Here is a 16,518-nt window from a genome sequence, read left to right on the forward strand (position 1 = left end):
GTGTAGCCCATTTTTTTAGGTTACAAATGGAGGGTTCATACGAGCGCTATTGGCTATTGAGTTGCCTAATGAATCGTAGCGAGGTCGTTAAAACCTAAGTTATTGTTGAAGGAATCACTGTGTCTGCTTTTTATCTATCTCAAGTTTTAGTCGCCATTGCGATTTGCTTTGATCTTCTGTCGTTTCAGTTTAAAGAGCGTAAGAAGATTGTAACTTGCCTGTTTTTTGCCGGTGTACTGATTTCAAGTCACTTTATTCTTTTGGAGCAGTGGACTGCGGCATGCTTGATGATTATTGCCACTATCCGTTATTTAACGAGTGTGTTTTCCACATCACCTAAATTCAAATATCTGTTTTGCTCTCTGTCTGTGGTTGCCACTGCCTTTACCTTCTCAGGGTTAACTAGCGTATTGAGTTGCTGCGCATCAATGTTTCAAACATTTGCTGCTTTTAACAAGGATGACCGTCGACTTCGAGAGCTAATGATCATCGGCACCAGTTTTTGGCTTGTTCATAATTACTTAGTTGGCTCTCCAACAGCGGTTGTTATGGAAGCCTTATTTATTGTCAGTAACTTGCTTGGCTATTACCGTTTTTATTTCAGGAAGAACGTAGCTGCTTAGTGTGTTGTGTCATTAACACCTCACAACCTTTGAGCGGCTAAAAAACAAGGAAATGCTATGTCAAATATCTACACGGATATCCCTTCGTCGATACCTAATGAAATATTTAATGACTTGATAGCGAATGACAACATTCGGATAGAGAGGATACTTTCACATGGGCACAGTTCTCCTGAGGAGGGGTGGTACGATCAAGAGGAGCATGAATGGGTTCTGGTGCTCGAGGGGCAAGGCGTTATCGAATTTGCTGATGGTCGTATTGTTACTTTGTCTAAAGGGGACTACCTCAATATTCCCGCCGGTGAAAAGCACAAGGTTCAGGGGACCGACAAAGACTCTGTTACGATATGGCTCGCGGTGTTTTATCGTTAGTTTTGGGATAGAGGTGAAAGAGCGTATGTGGCTAAAATTTCAGGTTTTTCATCAGAGAATGTCGGTACAGAGACAAAACGAAGAGTGGCTACTTTATCGAGAGTCGGAAACTTCAATACGAGCTCGAGTTTATGATGTGATTATCCCTTCTGATTTAGCAGAGGAAGAGTTAGCGCGTTATTTAGCGGATATTTATCATGAGTTTGCTTCAGAAAAATACCCATCAGTGACACGTATTCTTTAATGTGGCTAGTGAGTGTCCCATTGCAACTATGTATCAACTGATGCCTGTTTGTAGAGTAACAAATCCAATAGTTAGAATCTGAAAGCAACCAAAGGAAGAGAGTGTGGTTAGAATTCGAAATTATCAAGAAAGTGATGCCAAAGCGCTATGGGAGATCTTTTTTTACACGGTTCGCAACGTGAACATACGAGATTATTCTCAAGAGCAAGTCGAGGCTTGGGCACCAAGTGGTTTTGACTTTGCGTTGTGGCAAAAGCGTATGGACGGGTTAAAACCATTTGTCGCTGAGTTAGATGGTCATATTGTTGGCTATACTGACTTACAGCCGAGTGGTTTAGTCGACCATTTTTTTTGCCATCACCAACATCAGGGGCGAGGTGTGGGCCGAGCGTTGATGGAGCATGTGTTCACGATTGGGCAAATTCGTGGGGTATCAAGATACTTCTCAGAGGTAAGTATCACTGCGAGGCCATTTTATGAGCGTATGGGTTTTAAAGTAGTGAGTGATCAGCAAGTCGATATGCGTGGAGTAACGCTTACGAATTTCGTGATGGAAAAGGTTATCGATAAGTAGGTTTATGTTAAGAGCGAAGATTGTGAAGAGGAACAGGCCTAAAAGGATTATTAAACCTTTTTAAGGGTAAATTTTGCTGATCTACTGATATTGTCGATGAGTTCAAATTGTGTATTAGCCAATTTGTCTAATCTTAAAGATTGTATGAATACAAGGAGTGTTGTTCATGGGTCACGTGAGTAGATTAAAAATATATACATTAGTGTCGATTTTTTCTTTTGCAATCGGAGTGTTAGCCTTGCAATCCGGGGTCTCTGGGTTGTTTCCGCTCTTCGTCGTGGTTATTTCATTTTTTTCTTTTGTCATCAATTCATTCCTTTGTTTATTCGGCCATAAATATGAGAATGCCAAAGAATAAATCTCGAAAATGATTATCGAAAATCTCTTCTAAATCTCAATTGTAGGACAGATCTTGATGATGTTTTTACAATTGCCCCAAAGATTTCCTCTTTAATTTCAATGTACTATTTGGTTCGATTGAAAAGAGTGAGGGTAGTACGTGGGAATCGAAGCTTTAGCATTTGTTATGGATGCGCTAGTCACGGCATGTTGTATGTACATTGCATCTAAAATGTCGTTTGTGGTGGCGGACTTTAAGTCTCTTCTGACGATAGCGATCATCGTATCTTTAGTCTCTATGATACCGACAGTGGGGTGGGTTCTAGGGCTTATATTGTTCGTATTTCTACTTGGGAAGGCAACCCATTCGAGTATTGGTGATTGTATTTGGGTGGTGGTGTTTACCAAAGTGGTGTCGATGGCCGCGTTCCTGATATTCGGCCGACTGTTCGTATAACCTAATATTCACTTAATATCTAAAGTAGTAAGCCAAAATCTAATGTTCGAATAGAAAAGAGGTGTGACATTGTCACACCCCCTAAATATCTTTTATGTCCATTGGTTGTCTTTACTTAGGTAACAGTACAGCGTCAATGACATGTATCACACCGTTGCTCGCTTCAACGTCTGCTGTTACGACGTGAGCTTTGTTGATCATTACAACACCATGGTCAGTACTAATTGCGACTGGCTCACCCTGGACGGTGACTGCGCTATCTAGTTTGACCACATCTTCAGCCATTACTTTTCCTGGCACCACATGATAGGTGAGTATTGCGACCAGTTTGTCTTTATTCTCCGGCTTCAATAACATATCTACTGTGCCTTCCGGTAGAGCGGCAAACGCTTCATCTGTTGGTGCAAAAACAGTGAACGGGCCTTCTCCTTTCAGTGTATCCACTAATCCTGCTGCTTTTACTGCCGCTACTAACGTTGTGAAAGAGCCATTATCAACCGCTACATCAACGATGTCTTTTTTCGCTCCGTGGTGTGCTGCGTGTGCAAAAGTGGTGAACAGAAGTGTTGCTACCAGTACTGACAGAGTCTTGCTTAAATAATTCAACATATGTAGTCCTTTGAGTTTGTCCGTTATTTCCGAGAGGTACTACGAAAGCCTAAAAGAGATAGATCAACTTATTGAATTCTCGTGTCGAGAGTTTTGGCAGGGTAAGCGGGCAGATGATGAAAAATTATGAGTTAAATATTTGTTAAACTTCCGCTTTTTTACTTATAGTTAATTGGTGATTATTCAATTAATGGATGTGAATATGAGGTCTGTTTTACCTGTAGTACTTTCCGCGGCTATTTCTATGCCTGCGTACAGTGGACTAGCTCCTAGTGAGGGCTTTAGTGGTAACTTTAGTATCTTGGCTGGTTTCTATTCTGACAGCAGTAATTTGAGTACCGAACAAGACTCAAATCAAGCAACTAATACCATGGAAGGTGATGGTGAGAATCAAGGTTTACTTGGTTTTCTTGGAACCGTTAAATATACCTTTGGTGAATCCCTTACTCACCAAGTTTATGCCGGTACTACCCGAGAAGATATTGCGACCGGTACCATTGCATTTGAAATAGGTTATCGACACCAACTCTCTGGTGGCACCATATTAGATGTTTCCGTGTTACCGACACTCATCTCCGGTAAGGCTTGGTCTGATCCTTATGCTGTAGGTGTGAATCGAAACGAAACCGACGTGAAAGGTACTGTTGGGAGGCTGCAACTGACTAACATCGGTGGCACTGCTTTCCAAACAGACTTCGCTATTGGTGAATCTGATGTGGATGATGAATTATCGGGTACACAAAACTTACTGGGGTTAACTGGCGAAGAAATAGCGCTATTAGATAGGGAAAGAACCTACCTGTACGCTAAAGCAGGTTATCGCTTTATATTGCCTAATCAGGCCGGTTTGTTAGTGCCTTCTATGGTTTATTTCAATTCAGACGCTGAAGGCGGTGCACTCAGCTTTGATAGCTACGGTATTGAGTTGAACTACGCTAAGCGAATTGGCCGTCACGGTTTTGTTGTTACGTTAGATGCGAATGACCGTCAGTACGATGAAGTCAATCCAATCTATGGAAAAACTCGTGAAGAGAACGAGTACGGTGCCTTCTTAGCGTATGAGTTTGGTGGGTTGATGGGTTATGAAGATTGGTCGTTTATCACCTTACTTGGTCTAAGAACGATTGACTCCAATATCGATTTCTATAACTCTGAACAGGTATTGGCAAGCGTCGGCATCGACTATAAATTTTAACGCAGATCGCCACCATAGCTGTGCGGTTCTAAGTTAACTTCATTATTTCGGGCACTTACACTTTTTATGGTTGTAGGTGCTCGCTGCTATCCGTAATATGAAATCCAGACGATACATTGGAACTTATTAAGGAAGCGATTTGGATATACAAATTAGACATTTAGAAGCAACGGATAGCCAAGATTTATTTGATATTTATCGCCGTCCTTCGGTTTCAGAAAACACGTCACAAAAGCCTTATCTCAGTTCTGACCAAGTGGAACGGCTGTTTGGTCATTGCGATCATTTTACTCTAGTTGCAGAGTCTGCTGAAAAAGTTGTGGGCCATATTACCTTGTTTATGACGACTAAGGTGAGAGACAGACACAGCGCAGGGCTTGGTATTGCCATTCATCCGGATGTTCACGGAAAAGGGGTTGGTAAAGCCTTGATGCAAGAAGCCATCAATCAAGCGGTTAATTGGCTAAACCTAATTCGCCTAGAGTTAGAGGTTCATGCCGATAACCACGCTGCGATTGCTTTATACGAACGCGTAGGATTTCAGTTAGAGGGGACTAAGCGATTGAGTACCTTTAAAAACGGCAAGTACATTGATATGTTGCTGATGTCGAGAATAAAGCCTGAATATCTAGCAACAAATTAACGACGTGTAAGTCGATGGTGTATTAAAAAGTTTAAGCCGCAAGACTCGCGGCTTATACATTCAGTGTTTTATTGATTTGGTTAAGGTGAAAAACTCGTCACCCAACTCAGTTTTGACCTTAACATTCAGCCTGTGGTTTACATTAGCGATATTGCCCTTGAGTTCAACTTTTAGCTGGCGACAACTATCTGGTAATTCCATTAGGTTGTTAAGCTTTGTCATCGCTTTTACTGCTAAGATTGCACTCTTTTTGCCACAAACTATGCTTCTTTGGGTAACTGTTATGTCTGCGAACGACGCAAATGAAACCGCCACCAATGGCAACATAGCTTTTACTTTCGTCCTAGGCACTTACTGTCTTTCTAAGCTTGTAGTTTTCGTACCAATAGCCAAGGGTATAGGTACAGATGGTGATATCAGTTATCGCAAACGGGATGAAGCTTGCGTTTAAGTGTGCTGTTTCTGGATTAAAGAAATTAGAAACGAACAGGTACACCATGAATAGCTTTTCCAAGAATGAGTAGAGGATAATCGACTCTCTCCAACGGCGCACGTACGCTGAAGCTGCAATAAAAAAGCCCATTAAGCCAACCATGATTCCCCAGTGTCTGAATAAGAACACGTAGTTAGAATCATAGGGTAGGTTGTTCATGTCATGTAAGGCAGTTTCTGGGTTGATTGCGTAAATACCTGCATACATAGTGACCAAGCCACCATTGACTAAGAAAGGTTTGAGGAAGCGGTTAAAAAACATATCAAGTTACCTTTAGTCCGACGATCAGTTCAAAGCCAAAATATTGATTTCAACGCGACGATTACAAGCTCTGCCTTCTTTCGTACTGTTATCGCAAACCGGGTAACGCTCTCCATAACCTTGAGTGACCACTCGGCCTGAGGCAACCTTCTGATTAATAAGGTAACGGCCAACAGATTCAGCACGTTGTTCAGAGAGTGTTTGATTACTTGAATCATTACCTGAGCTATCCGTATATCCTTTAATATCCAAGCGCGTATCAGGGTATTCATCCAGAACAAGAGCCACGCTGTTTAATGTTTGGTAGATGTTGGATGATAAGTTGTATGACCCTGATTCAAAACCAATGCCATTTTCCATTACTAATTGAAGTTCTTTTTCATTGATGCGTTTAACTTGTACACCAGAACTCACCAGTTGCTCACGTAATGCTTGTTCCTGCTTATCCATGTAGTAACCAGCACCGCCGCCTACAACACCACCAATAGCAGCACCGCGCAACGCGTCAGAACTGTTACCTGTCGCAGCTCCAATTGCTGCACCTGCTAACATACCCACTAAAGCACCTTTAGTTGCGGAGTTTGTTTCGGTTTCACCAGTAGTTGCATTTTGTCGTTGAGTGGCTTGGCAGCCTGAAAGCAAAGCAGCGATAGAGAGGGTTACGATTACACGTTTCATTGAATTTATACTCTTTATTAGTGAGAGACTAAATTTAGTTATATCTATGAGTGTTATCTTAATCTTACCTATGTAAATAATGATCAGAAAAAATACTGCAATTAATCTTATTTAAAGGTCGCAGCTATGCTTTTCAATATATCGATTTAAAATAGAATGAAAAATCTATATCATTTTATTTCGTTTGTGTAATCAGTAAATATACCTAATGACTATGTGTTTATTTTGGTTCGCAGTTTTAAATTATCTAATTTTTCTTGTAGAGAAGTTCGTACAATATTGATACAGAATCTGTATAAAGGGTGGTTGTGATTACGTTCTAGGTAGTAAATTGAGTGGCTCATTTGATCTGGTGCCAGCTCGTTTAACCATGTTGGTTGGATGCAATCAATTGTGTTTGGGCACATAGATGCAGAAAGTGTTTCTGTAATAGCTAAGATGTCTGAATGCTCCGCTAGGCATGTTAAAACAGACATGCTGGCAGAACGGTACTTAAAGTTAAAAGTCGCTGGAGAACGACGCTCGAGTATCGCGTTAAAGTCAGTGAGTCCTGGAACAAGAATCCCGCCTGTTACGTATTTAGTGAAGCTTTCTAATTTGTAGTTTTCATTTGACCATGGGTGGTCTTTTCTCATGATAACAATGGGTTCACTTGAGGTTAAAGCAACAGAACGTATAGACTTCGGTGTGTCGATTGGGCCGAAGTTCAACCCAATGTGCACATCACCATTTTGGATGTCGGCGAATGTTCTATCTGTCCAAGTCGTAATGTTCAATCTTGCTTTTGGGAACGAGTTAAATACAACGGAGCTGGTTAATTCTGTTGCTATTGCTTCAAGGAATACGCTGGAAACTGCGATTGTGAGTTCACCATCGAATTTGCTTGGGTCTTCAAAAATGTCCGAAAAAATTCGATTGTCGAGCGCGTCGAGTTGCTCATTTAAGCCTAAGCCAATAGCATCCGCTCTATGCGTTGACTGTAGCTTACCATTCGCTGAATAAAATAATTTATCGCCTGTATAGTCACGTAGTTTAGCTAATGTTTGGCTAACCGCAGACTGACTAATACCCAAAGCAGAAGCTGCTAACTTAGTACTTCTATGAATATAAATAGCATCAAAGACTCGTAGGTAGTTTAGATTTACTTGTTCATTATACTTTTTGTACATATAAATACTCACTTTTTTCTATTAGATTAATTAAACATTCGATCGAATAAGTAATGCTAATTTATTGTATAAGTAGCTAAGAAATCTTCATATGAATATAGTGACGGCATCTTCTTAAGTATCAGTCTCGGTATATATTATGAAAAATATTAAAATAGCTTCTCTTTCTCTAATAAGTACAGCTTTAGTGTTAGCTTCAACTTCAGTTATCGCAGAGCAAAATAGTGACGTAAACACTCATGAATATCATGATGCTGACCCTCGAAATAGTAGTTTAAGAGCCGCAGTATTTTCTGACGATGAAGGTGAATTAAAACTCCTAGCTGGTGGTGGTGCTTCAGGACTCACGAGTGATATCTCTCAGACCGTTGGTTTTGCCGAATACTACACTCAGTCTGAGAATGCGCGATTAAGAGCCGCACACTTTGATTCTTTTGGTGGTGTCTATGTTGACGTTTATCAATTGAAAGACGCCGCTAACATGTATACCACTGGTTACATGCTACCGTTAGGAAGCGAGGATGGAACTTTGTTTTTCCCTTCATTGAACTATACCTATGTCGATGGTGGTGATGCTTATTCAACATTGAACGGACTAGGCGCACCTTTAGAAGGTAACGAAGAAGCACATTTGGGTTCTGTCAACATGTACGCGCTACACCCGTGGAACGACACTCACTTTTCTGTATTTAATATTAACCTTGGCTCATCCTACAGTGGTGCTGAAATGCAGGTGGCTAATCTTATGTGGCTGCAAGGTATTAAAACCAAGGTTCAAGACAAAGATTTCAACATCATGTTTGAATTTAAATACGACGTAATCTCTGTTCAAAATGAGCGCGGCATTGATGAAACTTCTGAAGAAGTGACCGCCTCAATTGGTATTGATTACCGCTTCTAGTCACGATAGAAAAACGCTGAATTCGAGAGTTCAGCGTTTGAAGTTACCGCTTGCAGCATTAGAAAGTGACGTTGGCACCAATGAAGTGAATATGGCCGTCGAATGAACCCGTTACGTCAACCTTGTTTCTTTCAACGTCAACGGTACCTAGGTCAGCAAATTCATAGAACATGTCGATACGAACATCGTCCCAGTAGGTACTAGCGCCCACAGAGTAGCGATACTGTTCACCAACAGGTAAGTCAACCCATTGCTTGGTTGGGTCATCTTGTGGCGATGTCTCGTAAGAGAAACCTGCTTTTAGTGCCCATTTGGCGTTCAGCTGGTAGTCAGTGCCGATGGCGAATTTCCAAACGTCGTCCCAGTCGCGGTCTACAGCTACTGGCGCGCTATCACTGCCGTTGGCATAAAGTGGTGTTTCTGGGTAATCACTCCATTTGTGCCACTGTACTGAGCCCAAAACAGTTAATTGTGGATTGAGGTTATAGCTACCACTTAGGTCAACGATAGTTGGAAATATTAGATCAGTACTTAAAGTGTCTAATCTATCGACATCTGAAGTAACATCCACATCAAATTCGTGTTCTAGTTTTGAACGGTAACTTAAACCTACCGCCCAGTTATCTTCTTGATACATTGCACCGGCATTAAAGCCCCATGCAAAGTCTCCGTCTAGATCGGTTTCTAGGGTAGAAGTTTTTGCTTCTAGGATACCGTAGTTAAGTTGAGCACCGATGCCGATAGACACTTTATCCGTCACTTTAAAGCTCAACGCAGGGTTGAATTGAACTGCAGTCACCAAGGCTTCGTCTAAACCAATAGCGCCTTCCCAGTCTGTTCCATATTCAACAGCGGTGCCGCCAATAGAACCGAACATCAGGCCTAAGTGGACATCTTCGTTTAGTTGAGTCACATGGAAAATACCGATAGATGGCATAACGGTATGCGCACTTGCATCACCTTGAGCTTTGCCTGTTGCATTTAGGGGGCTGCTATCGTTGGTGTCGGTATAGTCCATGTTTAAGTCAAGTACCATGGCATTAACCGTAGTCTTGCTTTCACCCATGTGGGACATGGTTGCAGGGTTTGTATACGCAGCTGTTGCGGTCTCGGTGTAAACGCCGTCACCAGCGCCCGCTGTACCTGCATTTGCATATGTCGCTTCCTGCATGAGTGTGCCACTAGCATTGGCTAGATTTGAAAAGATAAGTAAAGCGAGAGCAGTTTTTTTCATGGTTTTTTTCCTGCAGGTTAGCCTTGAGGGCATGGATTAATAAACTGCGGATAGTGTAAGGAAGGACGGGTTGGAGATATTCAGTATTTTTTCTGTATTGAAATAAATGGTAGGTGTTTAGAGTACGAGCACCTCCAAAACCAACCAGCAGACATTATGCAAATCAAAAAATTGGCGCTACTTTCTTCATTGTTTTTTACCTCTTTATCTTCTTATGCCGCACTTGCTCCAGAAGCAGGCTTTTCGGGTGAGGTTAACTTCCTAACTGGCTATTACCGCGATAAGAATAACTTAAGTACAAATAATGATGCGTATCAGCAGGACATAACTTCAAGTGCAGACAGTAAGGAAAAGACGCACGACAGTGTTGATGGCGATGGTATTTTTGGTTTATTAGGGATTGTGAATTACACATTTGGTGAAGAGTTAAATCATCAGTTTTTCCTTGGTACATCACGTGAAGAAATTGCGACAGGTTCACTAGCATTCGAGTTGGGGTACAAACATCAATTTAATGATGGAACGGTTGTTAGTTTCTCGACACTACCAACGTTAGTGTCTGCTGAAGTGTGGGCTGACCCATACGCTGTGGGAGAACAACGAAATGAAACAGACCTAACAGGCAATGCGGGTCGAATCAAAATTGATCGTTTGTTCGGTTCTAATTTTGGTGTTGATATTGGCGCAGGGTATTCTGAAATTGACGATGAGCAATCAGGTTATGATGCTCAAAGTGGCACTGAAGATGTAGCCTCTTTTGATGGGGACGCATTGACTCAATATGAAGCACAGCAGTTGGAACGAGATCGTCAGTATTACAGTGTTAAAGTCGATTATCTATACTTTATTCCGGGACAAATGGGGCTACTATTGCCTTCTATGACTGTCGCGTCTTCTGAGGCTGATGGCGATGCGTTGTCATATTACTCGGTTAAAGGAGAGCTGACGTATGCTAAAACGGTTAAACGTCATAGTTACGCTTTGACTCTGGATGCAAGAGTCCGTGATTACGACGCGGTTAACCCTCTGTATGGTAAAACCAGAGAAGATAAGCAATACGGAATGTTCTTCGCTTATGAGTATGCGAATGTTTTTGGTGCTAAAAACTGGTCCTTTGTTAGTCTTCTAGGCGCAAATATCGTTGATTCTAACATTGATTATTACGATGCTGATTTCTTCTTTGCATCTGTCGGCGCTAACTACAAGTTTTAATATAACTTTATCTAAATTCTATTTAGACCTGCCTTTCCAAGGTGGGTCTTTTTTATATTCCTTTGAACATAAATAAACGTACTACTTATGAAGAAGCTTGCTTTACTGATGATGTCTTTATCAGCACCACAATATGCATTTGCAAATAATTTTGACTATCACACGTTTGAAGTGAGAGTCGCGACAGGAACGGAAACGATCGGAGGTGAAGTTTATCTACCTTTGAGCCAAAACGGCCATATTGTCACTCGAATTGATAGCCATCTAGAGAGGGATTGGGACTCCGCTGTTGGTGTCGGTTTCAATGGCCCTGTTAACCGCAGAATGGATATTTACGGGCAAGTTCTAGGACATCATGTAAAGTACACAGAGACTGTCGCTATCGAACAGTCAGAAAACAGTGTTGTATACGCCGAAATTAACTTCGGAGCTCGATTTTGGTTAAGCGATAGAGTCGAGTTATCTGGTCATTATGGTAGATTAATGAATGACGACGATGAAAAATCGGCGTTCAGGGCAGGAGCTCGATTCCATTCCACTCCAAAGTTGAGTGTTGGAGTGGATTGGAAGAACTATCAAGTCTATGACCACCAATTAGCACTCTCAGTACGTTTTTCTTACCGCTAAGTTTCTGTTTTTATGAAGTCCCATCACTCTTTAATGATTGATGGGGCTTTTTTATATCTATGGTCTGGTGGGTACCATGTGATCACTTTAGGGGCACTGCTGGAGTTGCGGGTTAGTTGGCTAAAAGAAATCGCTGGATTTCAATAGTCAATAAAGAGATACGGCTATGTAAGAGAGGCTGACGCTAAATAGCTAGGGATAAGACTGAGTATCTAAACTCGAGTTTGTAACTATTTAAACCGTTTGAATTGTTAAGTAGGGGGAGAAACCCAGCAGCCTATAGGGGAGGGCAAATCATCCTTGATGTCGCTGGGTTTCTAATATGAATAAGTAGCGCTAGGAGGCTAGTAAGCGCAACGTATAACGAGGTAAACAAACGCGATAAATAGAACTAGTTGGCTCTTTTTTCTGTGCGTGATATCTACGAAATCGCAAATTTTGTGGAATTTATTCATATTCTTACATGCTATATAGGAAGTAAATTTGAGCTTTCATTCGGATAATGATGCCTCGAATAACGTTCAAGAAATTCAAAAATGGTATTGGCTTTTCTGCATTAACCCACGCAAGTCCAACAGCACCAACAGGAATGTCATAGCCTTCAGGCTCCGATATGCGTAAGCGCACAAAGTGATGCTTGTTCATTACGTTTTTGCCTGTTGTTGCACGCACATTCGTTTCGCGAGCAAGTAAAGAACCTTGAGATTCACCTGTCGCTTCAACAATGCCTTCTACGCGGGCATTAAAGACCTTGCCTGGATAGATGGCGGTAGCAAATTCTGCTTCTTGTCCAACTTTGATGTTTCTGAACGCTTGATGGTTAATTCGCATCAAAACAAACTTTTCATCGCTATACATTTTTAAGCGAGGCATCGCACCAACAAATTGACCTTCACGAGCCATAAAGTTAGTCACATACCCGTTACTTGGCGCATAAATTTTTGTTTGCGATAGATCCCATTCAGATTGGGCTAAGGCTGCTTTTTTATTTTGAAGATCGGCCTGCTTACTAATCTCGGAAATCTGTGATTTCTCAATCAGATTTAGATTTTTATTCGCAGTGATTTTTGATTTCTGATATTGGGATTCAATGATCGTGAGTTGATTTTTAGCGACTTCCACGGCCGTTCTTTGCTGATCAAGAACGCTTTCAGTAATGGTATTTTTAACTTTTGCATTCTGGTCGACATAGCGCTTTAGCGTACGTTGCTTAAGTGTTAGGTCTTGTTTAGCCGCCGATATCTGGTTGCTGATGATCTCAACATCTTCAAGTGAAGCTTGATAGTTTGTTTTAGCGATACTGATATCTTGGAGTGCAGCTTGATGTGCCATCTCTGCGATAGCTAGTTGTGCTGTCGCTTTCTTTACCGCTATTACATAAGAGTCATCGTCGAGTTCGTAGATCAGTTGACCTTTCTCAATTTGACTGTTTGGCGAGATGTGAAGCGCTTCGATGTTACCCGTTACTCTAGTTGAACCAGGGCGCAATTGAATGTGCGGTGATTGCACAACAGATCCACCAGAAAGATCCATTGGTGCCCATGTAATAAGGCCAACCCACACAAAAACAAGCCAAACAGAACCGCCGCCGTAAGCGAACATTTTAAATGGCTTTGTCCAAGGTACCCCAATAAGACGGAGTAGGTAAATGAATAGAGCCCATACAGCTAAACCTTCTAACATTATTATTCTCCTGTCTCTGCCGTTTGAGTTGGTGCGGAATCATGCCAAATGTGGCGAATACGGCGTATGCTCTTTTCTGTATCGACAAAAGCAATGATCACAGCTAGCACCCAAACCCAGTGCCAAATAAAGCCAATCCAGGTGAGGATCGTGACTAAGCCCATCTGACCATGTTTCTTTTTGTCTGCGTGATGAATTGGGAGCTCATGGAACTTCCAAAATGCATATAACGCACCTACAACCGTACCGATGAGTACCAGTCCTGCGACCACATGTAAGCCTGTGTCGAACGCAGTATCGACAAAAGGCATGCTTATTAAACTCATAACGCTTCCTAAAATGGGTATTAAAAAATTTGAGTTAGAGTAAGTTCACTTAGTGTGAGTGAACGAATAGAGGAATGGTACGGAGCTAATAAAGTGTGTGAATCAGTAAAAATACGGCTCGTGATTACTAGTCGAAGAAAAAATGAGCTAGAGCTTATTTAGTTGAAAATTTGAAGTGACTTAGAAGACAAAAATAAAGCCTGACATACAATGACAGGCTTATATTAATTGCATATTTAAATGGTAATTAGTTTTAGAATCGTTTGGATATCACGGCTGTAAACGCGATAAATGCGATTCCCATCAGCATGACTTCGCCCTTGCCGCTATCAAAACCTGCTTTTACGCCCATCAATGCAACGATTGCGATTGCAAAAGGGATTACGTATTTAACAAGTGTGTACCACAAGTTGAATAGAGGGAACGAAACTTGTCCGTTATTGGTAATTTCATTCTCTAGGTCTTTCTTGTTCAATCTCCAGCCGGCAAAAATACATATGAACATGCCACAAACTGCTAGGAAGATTTTGTCAGTAAGCAGGTCGAAGATATCGAATACACCAGTATCGAATAATTTCGGACCAATGCCTCCCAAAGACAACGAAGAAAGCACACACATACTGATCATGGTAATGCTTGATACCAAGACAGCCTTAAAACGAGTCATCTGCTTTTCATCGATTAAGTATGACACGGCAACTTCAAGTAAAGAAACTGAAGACGTCAATGCTGCCACACTTAAGCCAACGAAGAAGAGTAGGGCGAACAGAAGGCCAATTACACCACCCATCTCGGCAAAGAGTTGAGGTACGACAACGAATACTAATCCTGGACCCGCAGCAGGCTCCATACCAAACGCGAACATTGCAGGGAACATGGCGACACCTGCTAGCAGCGCCACACCGCTATCCATTGCTACTACCATCGCGGTTGTTTGTACTAGGTTCTCTTTCTTATTTAAGTAGCTACCGTAGGTGATCATACAGCCTGTTGCTAGGCTTAATGAGAAGAAAGCTTGCCCCAGTGCTGCCAGTACAACGCTACTGTCGACCTTTGAAAAGTCAGGGCTGAATAGGAACGTAAGGCCAGCGCTTGAACCTGGAAGTGACAGTCCTTTGATCGATACGATAATCAAAATCATGAATAGCATTGGCATTAGGATTTTACCTGCTTTTTCAATACCACCAGAAATGCCCTTCATTACGATAAGTACATTCAACATGAGGTAAACACTCATCCACATTAGTGGTTCTACTGGCGTTGAAATAAAGCTTCCGAAGCTATCGCCAATTAATTCTGGCGTGTTGAGGAGCCCGGTCGCTACTTTGTAGATGTAGGCGATAGACCAACCTCCGACTACGGGGTAGAACCCCATGATCAACAGGCCACTTACCACACTGATCACGCCGGTAAACGTCCAACGTCGGTCGGTCGTTTTGAATGCTCCGACCGCCGATTTCTGAGTGTGTCGACCGATAGCAAACTCGGTCAGCATAACGCTAAAGCCGATGACGATAACAAAGGCTAGGTAGATAAGAACGAAGGCACCGCCGCCACTCTCACCTGCCGTATAAGGGAATTTCCATATGTTTCCAAGACCAACAGCAGAACCTGCTGCCGCCATAACAAAGCCAAGCTTTGAGCCCCATGTGTCTCTTGATTGTGAAAGGTTACTTGCCACAACATCTCCGAAAGTGTTCTAAGTAAATGATTGAATTAGATTTTGCTTTTTTGACGATAATGAAAGTAATGTGGTGTTCTTAATGTCACATTACTTCAAACCGCCGCGCAGTGTAGGGGGCGAAAGTACGAAGCTAAACCGTAGAATTACGGTATCACCCTTCTTTGGCTTTGTTATGGCGACACTTTTGATGTAGTGGGTAAACGGTGTTCGATATTGGAGAGGGAGAGCATGTCGAGGGGGAGTGGAGAGCAGGCAGCTCAATACTTTTATGAGCTACCAACACGATTTAAAACTAAACTGATGTGCGTTTTATTAACTTAGAAAGTAGAGAGCCTAGAGCCTTTTCACCAATGACCTTTTGTACAACAGTCATGAGCTTGGCATCTAATGTCGTTTGATAACTCAGTTTTGGCTTAGCATCAAACCCTGCTTTGAGCATGTGGTTTACAGTGGATTCGGGTGTTGCTCCTTTTCTGTAAGCTTCATCTAAGAATTTATGAGATTTGTCGACTATCTCTTTATATTCGGCAATCTGATTAGTGTCTTTCATATCTTGCAGTTGAATTGCATCAAGCTCTGTTTGAACGCAGCCCGGCTCGATCGTCGAAATCTGGATATTAAAGTCCGCAATTTCTTGAGATAGTCCTTTAGCCATACCGTTTAGAGCATGTTTAGAAGCTGAATACCAAGAATTCATGCTGGTAGAAACACGTGCCGCGATAGAAGTAGTAAAGATGATACGACCTTGATTTCTCTCTCGCATATGTGGCAATACAGCGCGGGCAAGGCGTGCAGCGCCATAAACGTTTGTATCAAACTGGGCATGGACTTTTTCTATCGGTGTTTCTTCAATAGGGCCTGCGATTGGGTAACCGGCATTGGAATAAACAATGTCAATATTACCTACTTCTGAGATCATTTTGGCTACGGCAGCATTTACCTGCGCTTCATTTCGTACATCGATCTCTACTACATGTGCTCCCAATATTCTCAAATCGTGCATGTTTTCAATGCGCCTTGCACCGCAGTAAACGGTGTGACCTTGCTTGAGTAGCGCAATTACCAGATCTTTACCGATACCTGATGAGGCACCAGTAACAAGAACATTTTTGAGAGACATAGATAAGCTCCAAGTAATTAGTTAGGAAGTAAACCTAGAGATATACCGTGAAATTATCCCTTTTATAAAATTAA

Annotated in this window: 19 protein-coding genes; 10 read left to right on the plus strand and 9 right to left on the minus strand. The window is 41.9% G+C overall.

Features of this window, described 5'->3' with window-relative positions; all coding sequences use genetic code 11:
* The first annotated feature begins 119 nt into the window (after positions 1–119).
* The 5 genes from F0228_RS01500 (at position 120) to F0228_RS01520 (ending at position 2,609) form a co-directional block, all read left to right on the plus strand.
* A complete protein-coding gene (locus F0228_RS01500; protein WP_105058101.1) occupies positions 120–623 on the plus strand; it encodes a YgjV family protein in 504 nt (167 codons plus the stop codon).
* 57 nt (positions 624–680) lie between these two features.
* Positions 681–995: a cupin domain-containing protein gene (locus F0228_RS01505; protein ID WP_061031063.1), complete on the plus strand. Its 315-nt coding sequence runs from the start codon at positions 681–683 to the stop codon at positions 993–995.
* Between the two features lie 25 nt (positions 996–1,020).
* On the plus strand, positions 1,021–1,239 hold the full coding sequence (locus F0228_RS01510) for a hypothetical protein (protein ID WP_061031062.1): 219 nt from the start codon (positions 1,021–1,023) through the stop codon (positions 1,237–1,239).
* Positions 1,240–1,342: 103 nt separating this feature from the next.
* Positions 1,343–1,813 (plus strand): GNAT family N-acetyltransferase, encoded by a 471-nt coding sequence (locus tag F0228_RS01515; RefSeq protein WP_061031061.1) that lies wholly within the window; start codon positions 1,343–1,345, stop codon positions 1,811–1,813.
* A 499-nt stretch (positions 1,814–2,312) separates the two neighbouring features.
* Positions 2,313–2,609 carry a hypothetical protein gene (locus F0228_RS01520; RefSeq protein WP_086713803.1) on the plus strand — a complete coding sequence of 99 codons (297 nt, stop codon included), beginning with the start codon at positions 2,313–2,315 and terminating at the stop codon, positions 2,607–2,609.
* A 111-nt stretch (positions 2,610–2,720) separates the two neighbouring features.
* On the opposite strand, the gene F0228_RS01525 is transcribed toward F0228_RS01520, so the two are convergent.
* Positions 2,721–3,218: a fasciclin domain-containing protein gene (locus F0228_RS01525; RefSeq protein ID WP_061031059.1), complete on the minus strand. Its 498-nt coding sequence runs from the start codon at positions 3,216–3,218 to the stop codon at positions 2,721–2,723.
* Positions 3,219–3,420: 202 nt separating this feature from the next.
* Here F0228_RS01525 and F0228_RS01530 point away from each other — a divergent pair, with 202 nt between their 5' ends.
* Together F0228_RS01530 and F0228_RS01535 are read left to right on the plus strand one after the other, a co-directional pair.
* Positions 3,421–4,413: a DUF2860 family protein gene (locus F0228_RS01530; RefSeq protein ID WP_171761751.1), complete on the plus strand. Its 993-nt coding sequence runs from the start codon at positions 3,421–3,423 to the stop codon at positions 4,411–4,413.
* Between the two features lie 139 nt (positions 4,414–4,552).
* Positions 4,553–5,056 carry a GNAT family N-acetyltransferase gene (locus tag F0228_RS01535; RefSeq protein WP_171761752.1) on the plus strand — a complete coding sequence of 168 codons (504 nt, stop codon included), beginning with the start codon at positions 4,553–4,555 and terminating at the stop codon, positions 5,054–5,056.
* 343 nt (positions 5,057–5,399) lie between these two features.
* On the opposite strand, the gene F0228_RS01540 is transcribed toward F0228_RS01535, so the two are convergent.
* From F0228_RS01540 to F0228_RS01550, 3 genes are all read right to left on the minus strand, one after another.
* Positions 5,400–5,810 (minus strand): hypothetical protein, encoded by a 411-nt coding sequence (locus F0228_RS01540; protein WP_171761753.1) that lies wholly within the window; start codon positions 5,808–5,810, stop codon positions 5,400–5,402.
* Positions 5,811–5,834: 24 nt separating this feature from the next.
* Positions 5,835–6,488 (minus strand): OmpA family protein, encoded by a 654-nt coding sequence (locus tag F0228_RS01545; protein WP_116870755.1) that lies wholly within the window; start codon positions 6,486–6,488, stop codon positions 5,835–5,837.
* A 212-nt stretch (positions 6,489–6,700) separates the two neighbouring features.
* The gene (locus tag F0228_RS01550) at positions 6,701–7,657 is read right to left on the minus strand and encodes a LysR family transcriptional regulator (protein WP_017071331.1); all 957 of its coding nucleotides are present in this window, start codon (positions 7,655–7,657) and stop codon (positions 6,701–6,703) included.
* Positions 7,658–7,796: 139 nt separating this feature from the next.
* Between F0228_RS01550 and F0228_RS01555 the strand changes: the two genes are divergently transcribed.
* Positions 7,797–8,558, plus strand: coding sequence for a hypothetical protein (locus F0228_RS01555; RefSeq protein ID WP_017071330.1), 762 nt, complete (start codon positions 7,797–7,799; stop codon positions 8,556–8,558).
* A gap of 58 nt (positions 8,559–8,616) precedes the next feature.
* On the opposite strand, the gene F0228_RS01560 is transcribed toward F0228_RS01555, so the two are convergent.
* Positions 8,617–9,792 (minus strand): outer membrane protein transport protein, encoded by a 1,176-nt coding sequence (locus tag F0228_RS01560; protein WP_116870754.1) that lies wholly within the window; start codon positions 9,790–9,792, stop codon positions 8,617–8,619.
* Positions 9,793–9,948: 156 nt separating this feature from the next.
* Here F0228_RS01560 and F0228_RS01565 point away from each other — a divergent pair, with 156 nt between their 5' ends.
* Complete coding sequence (locus F0228_RS01565; RefSeq protein WP_116870753.1) at positions 9,949–11,004, plus strand: DUF2860 family protein; 1,056 nt, start codon at positions 9,949–9,951, stop codon at positions 11,002–11,004.
* A gap of 87 nt (positions 11,005–11,091) precedes the next feature.
* A complete protein-coding gene (locus F0228_RS01570; RefSeq protein ID WP_171761754.1) occupies positions 11,092–11,631 on the plus strand; it encodes a hypothetical protein in 540 nt (179 codons plus the stop codon).
* A gap of 459 nt (positions 11,632–12,090) precedes the next feature.
* On the opposite strand, the gene F0228_RS01575 is transcribed toward F0228_RS01570, so the two are convergent.
* The 4 genes from F0228_RS01575 to F0228_RS01590 form a co-directional block, all read right to left on the minus strand.
* Entirely contained in the window at positions 12,091–13,314 is a 1,224-nt protein-coding gene (locus F0228_RS01575) for an efflux RND transporter periplasmic adaptor subunit (RefSeq protein ID WP_017072365.1), read from the minus strand.
* Between the two features lie 2 nt (positions 13,315–13,316).
* On the minus strand, positions 13,317–13,640 hold the full coding sequence (locus F0228_RS01580) for a hypothetical protein (RefSeq protein ID WP_017072366.1): 324 nt from the start codon (positions 13,638–13,640) through the stop codon (positions 13,317–13,319).
* A gap of 253 nt (positions 13,641–13,893) precedes the next feature.
* Positions 13,894–15,321 carry a sodium-dependent transporter gene (locus F0228_RS01585; RefSeq protein WP_116870751.1) on the minus strand — a complete coding sequence of 476 codons (1,428 nt, stop codon included), beginning with the start codon at positions 15,319–15,321 and terminating at the stop codon, positions 13,894–13,896.
* Between the two features lie 295 nt (positions 15,322–15,616).
* On the minus strand, positions 15,617–16,444 hold the full coding sequence (locus F0228_RS01590; RefSeq protein ID WP_116870750.1) for an SDR family oxidoreductase: 828 nt from the start codon (positions 16,442–16,444) through the stop codon (positions 15,617–15,619).
* Positions 16,445–16,518: the final 74 nt, after the last annotated feature.

The sequence above is a fragment of the Vibrio sp. 99K-1 genome (assembly GCF_013114585.1).
GTDB lineage: Bacteria > Pseudomonadota > Gammaproteobacteria > Enterobacterales > Vibrionaceae > Vibrio > Vibrio chagasii_B.

What these genes read in the sequence shown, in the direction of transcription:
- F0228_RS01570 (WP_171761754.1), top strand. Translation starts at nt 11,092, where the DNA reads ATGAAGAAGCTTGCTTTACTGATGATGTCTTTATCAGCACCACAATAT.
- F0228_RS01510 (WP_061031062.1), top strand. Translation starts at nt 1,021, where the DNA reads ATGTGGCTAAAATTTCAGGTTTTTCATCAGAGAATGTCGGTACAGAGA.
- F0228_RS01590 (WP_116870750.1), bottom strand. Translation starts at nt 16,444, where the DNA reads ATGTCTCTCAAAAATGTTCTTGTTACTGGTGCCTCATCAGGTATCGGT.
- F0228_RS01545 (WP_116870755.1), bottom strand. Translation starts at nt 6,488, where the DNA reads ATGAAACGTGTAATCGTAACCCTCTCTATCGCTGCTTTGCTTTCAGGC.
- F0228_RS01580 (WP_017072366.1), bottom strand. Translation starts at nt 13,640, where the DNA reads ATGAGTTTAATAAGCATGCCTTTTGTCGATACTGCGTTCGACACAGGC.
- F0228_RS01555 (WP_017071330.1), top strand. Translation starts at nt 7,797, where the DNA reads ATGAAAAATATTAAAATAGCTTCTCTTTCTCTAATAAGTACAGCTTTA.
- F0228_RS01550 (WP_017071331.1), bottom strand. Translation starts at nt 7,657, where the DNA reads ATGTACAAAAAGTATAATGAACAAGTAAATCTAAACTACCTACGAGTC.
- F0228_RS01560 (WP_116870754.1), bottom strand. Translation starts at nt 9,792, where the DNA reads ATGAAAAAAACTGCTCTCGCTTTACTTATCTTTTCAAATCTAGCCAAT.
- F0228_RS01575 (WP_017072365.1), bottom strand. Translation starts at nt 13,314, where the DNA reads ATGTTAGAAGGTTTAGCTGTATGGGCTCTATTCATTTACCTACTCCGT.
- F0228_RS01565 (WP_116870753.1), top strand. Translation starts at nt 9,949, where the DNA reads ATGCAAATCAAAAAATTGGCGCTACTTTCTTCATTGTTTTTTACCTCT.
- F0228_RS01530 (WP_171761751.1), top strand. Translation starts at nt 3,421, where the DNA reads ATGAGGTCTGTTTTACCTGTAGTACTTTCCGCGGCTATTTCTATGCCT.
- F0228_RS01540 (WP_171761753.1), bottom strand. Translation starts at nt 5,810, where the DNA reads ATGTTTTTTAACCGCTTCCTCAAACCTTTCTTAGTCAATGGTGGCTTG.
- F0228_RS01505 (WP_061031063.1), top strand. Translation starts at nt 681, where the DNA reads ATGTCAAATATCTACACGGATATCCCTTCGTCGATACCTAATGAAATA.
- F0228_RS01525 (WP_061031059.1), bottom strand. Translation starts at nt 3,218, where the DNA reads ATGTTGAATTATTTAAGCAAGACTCTGTCAGTACTGGTAGCAACACTT.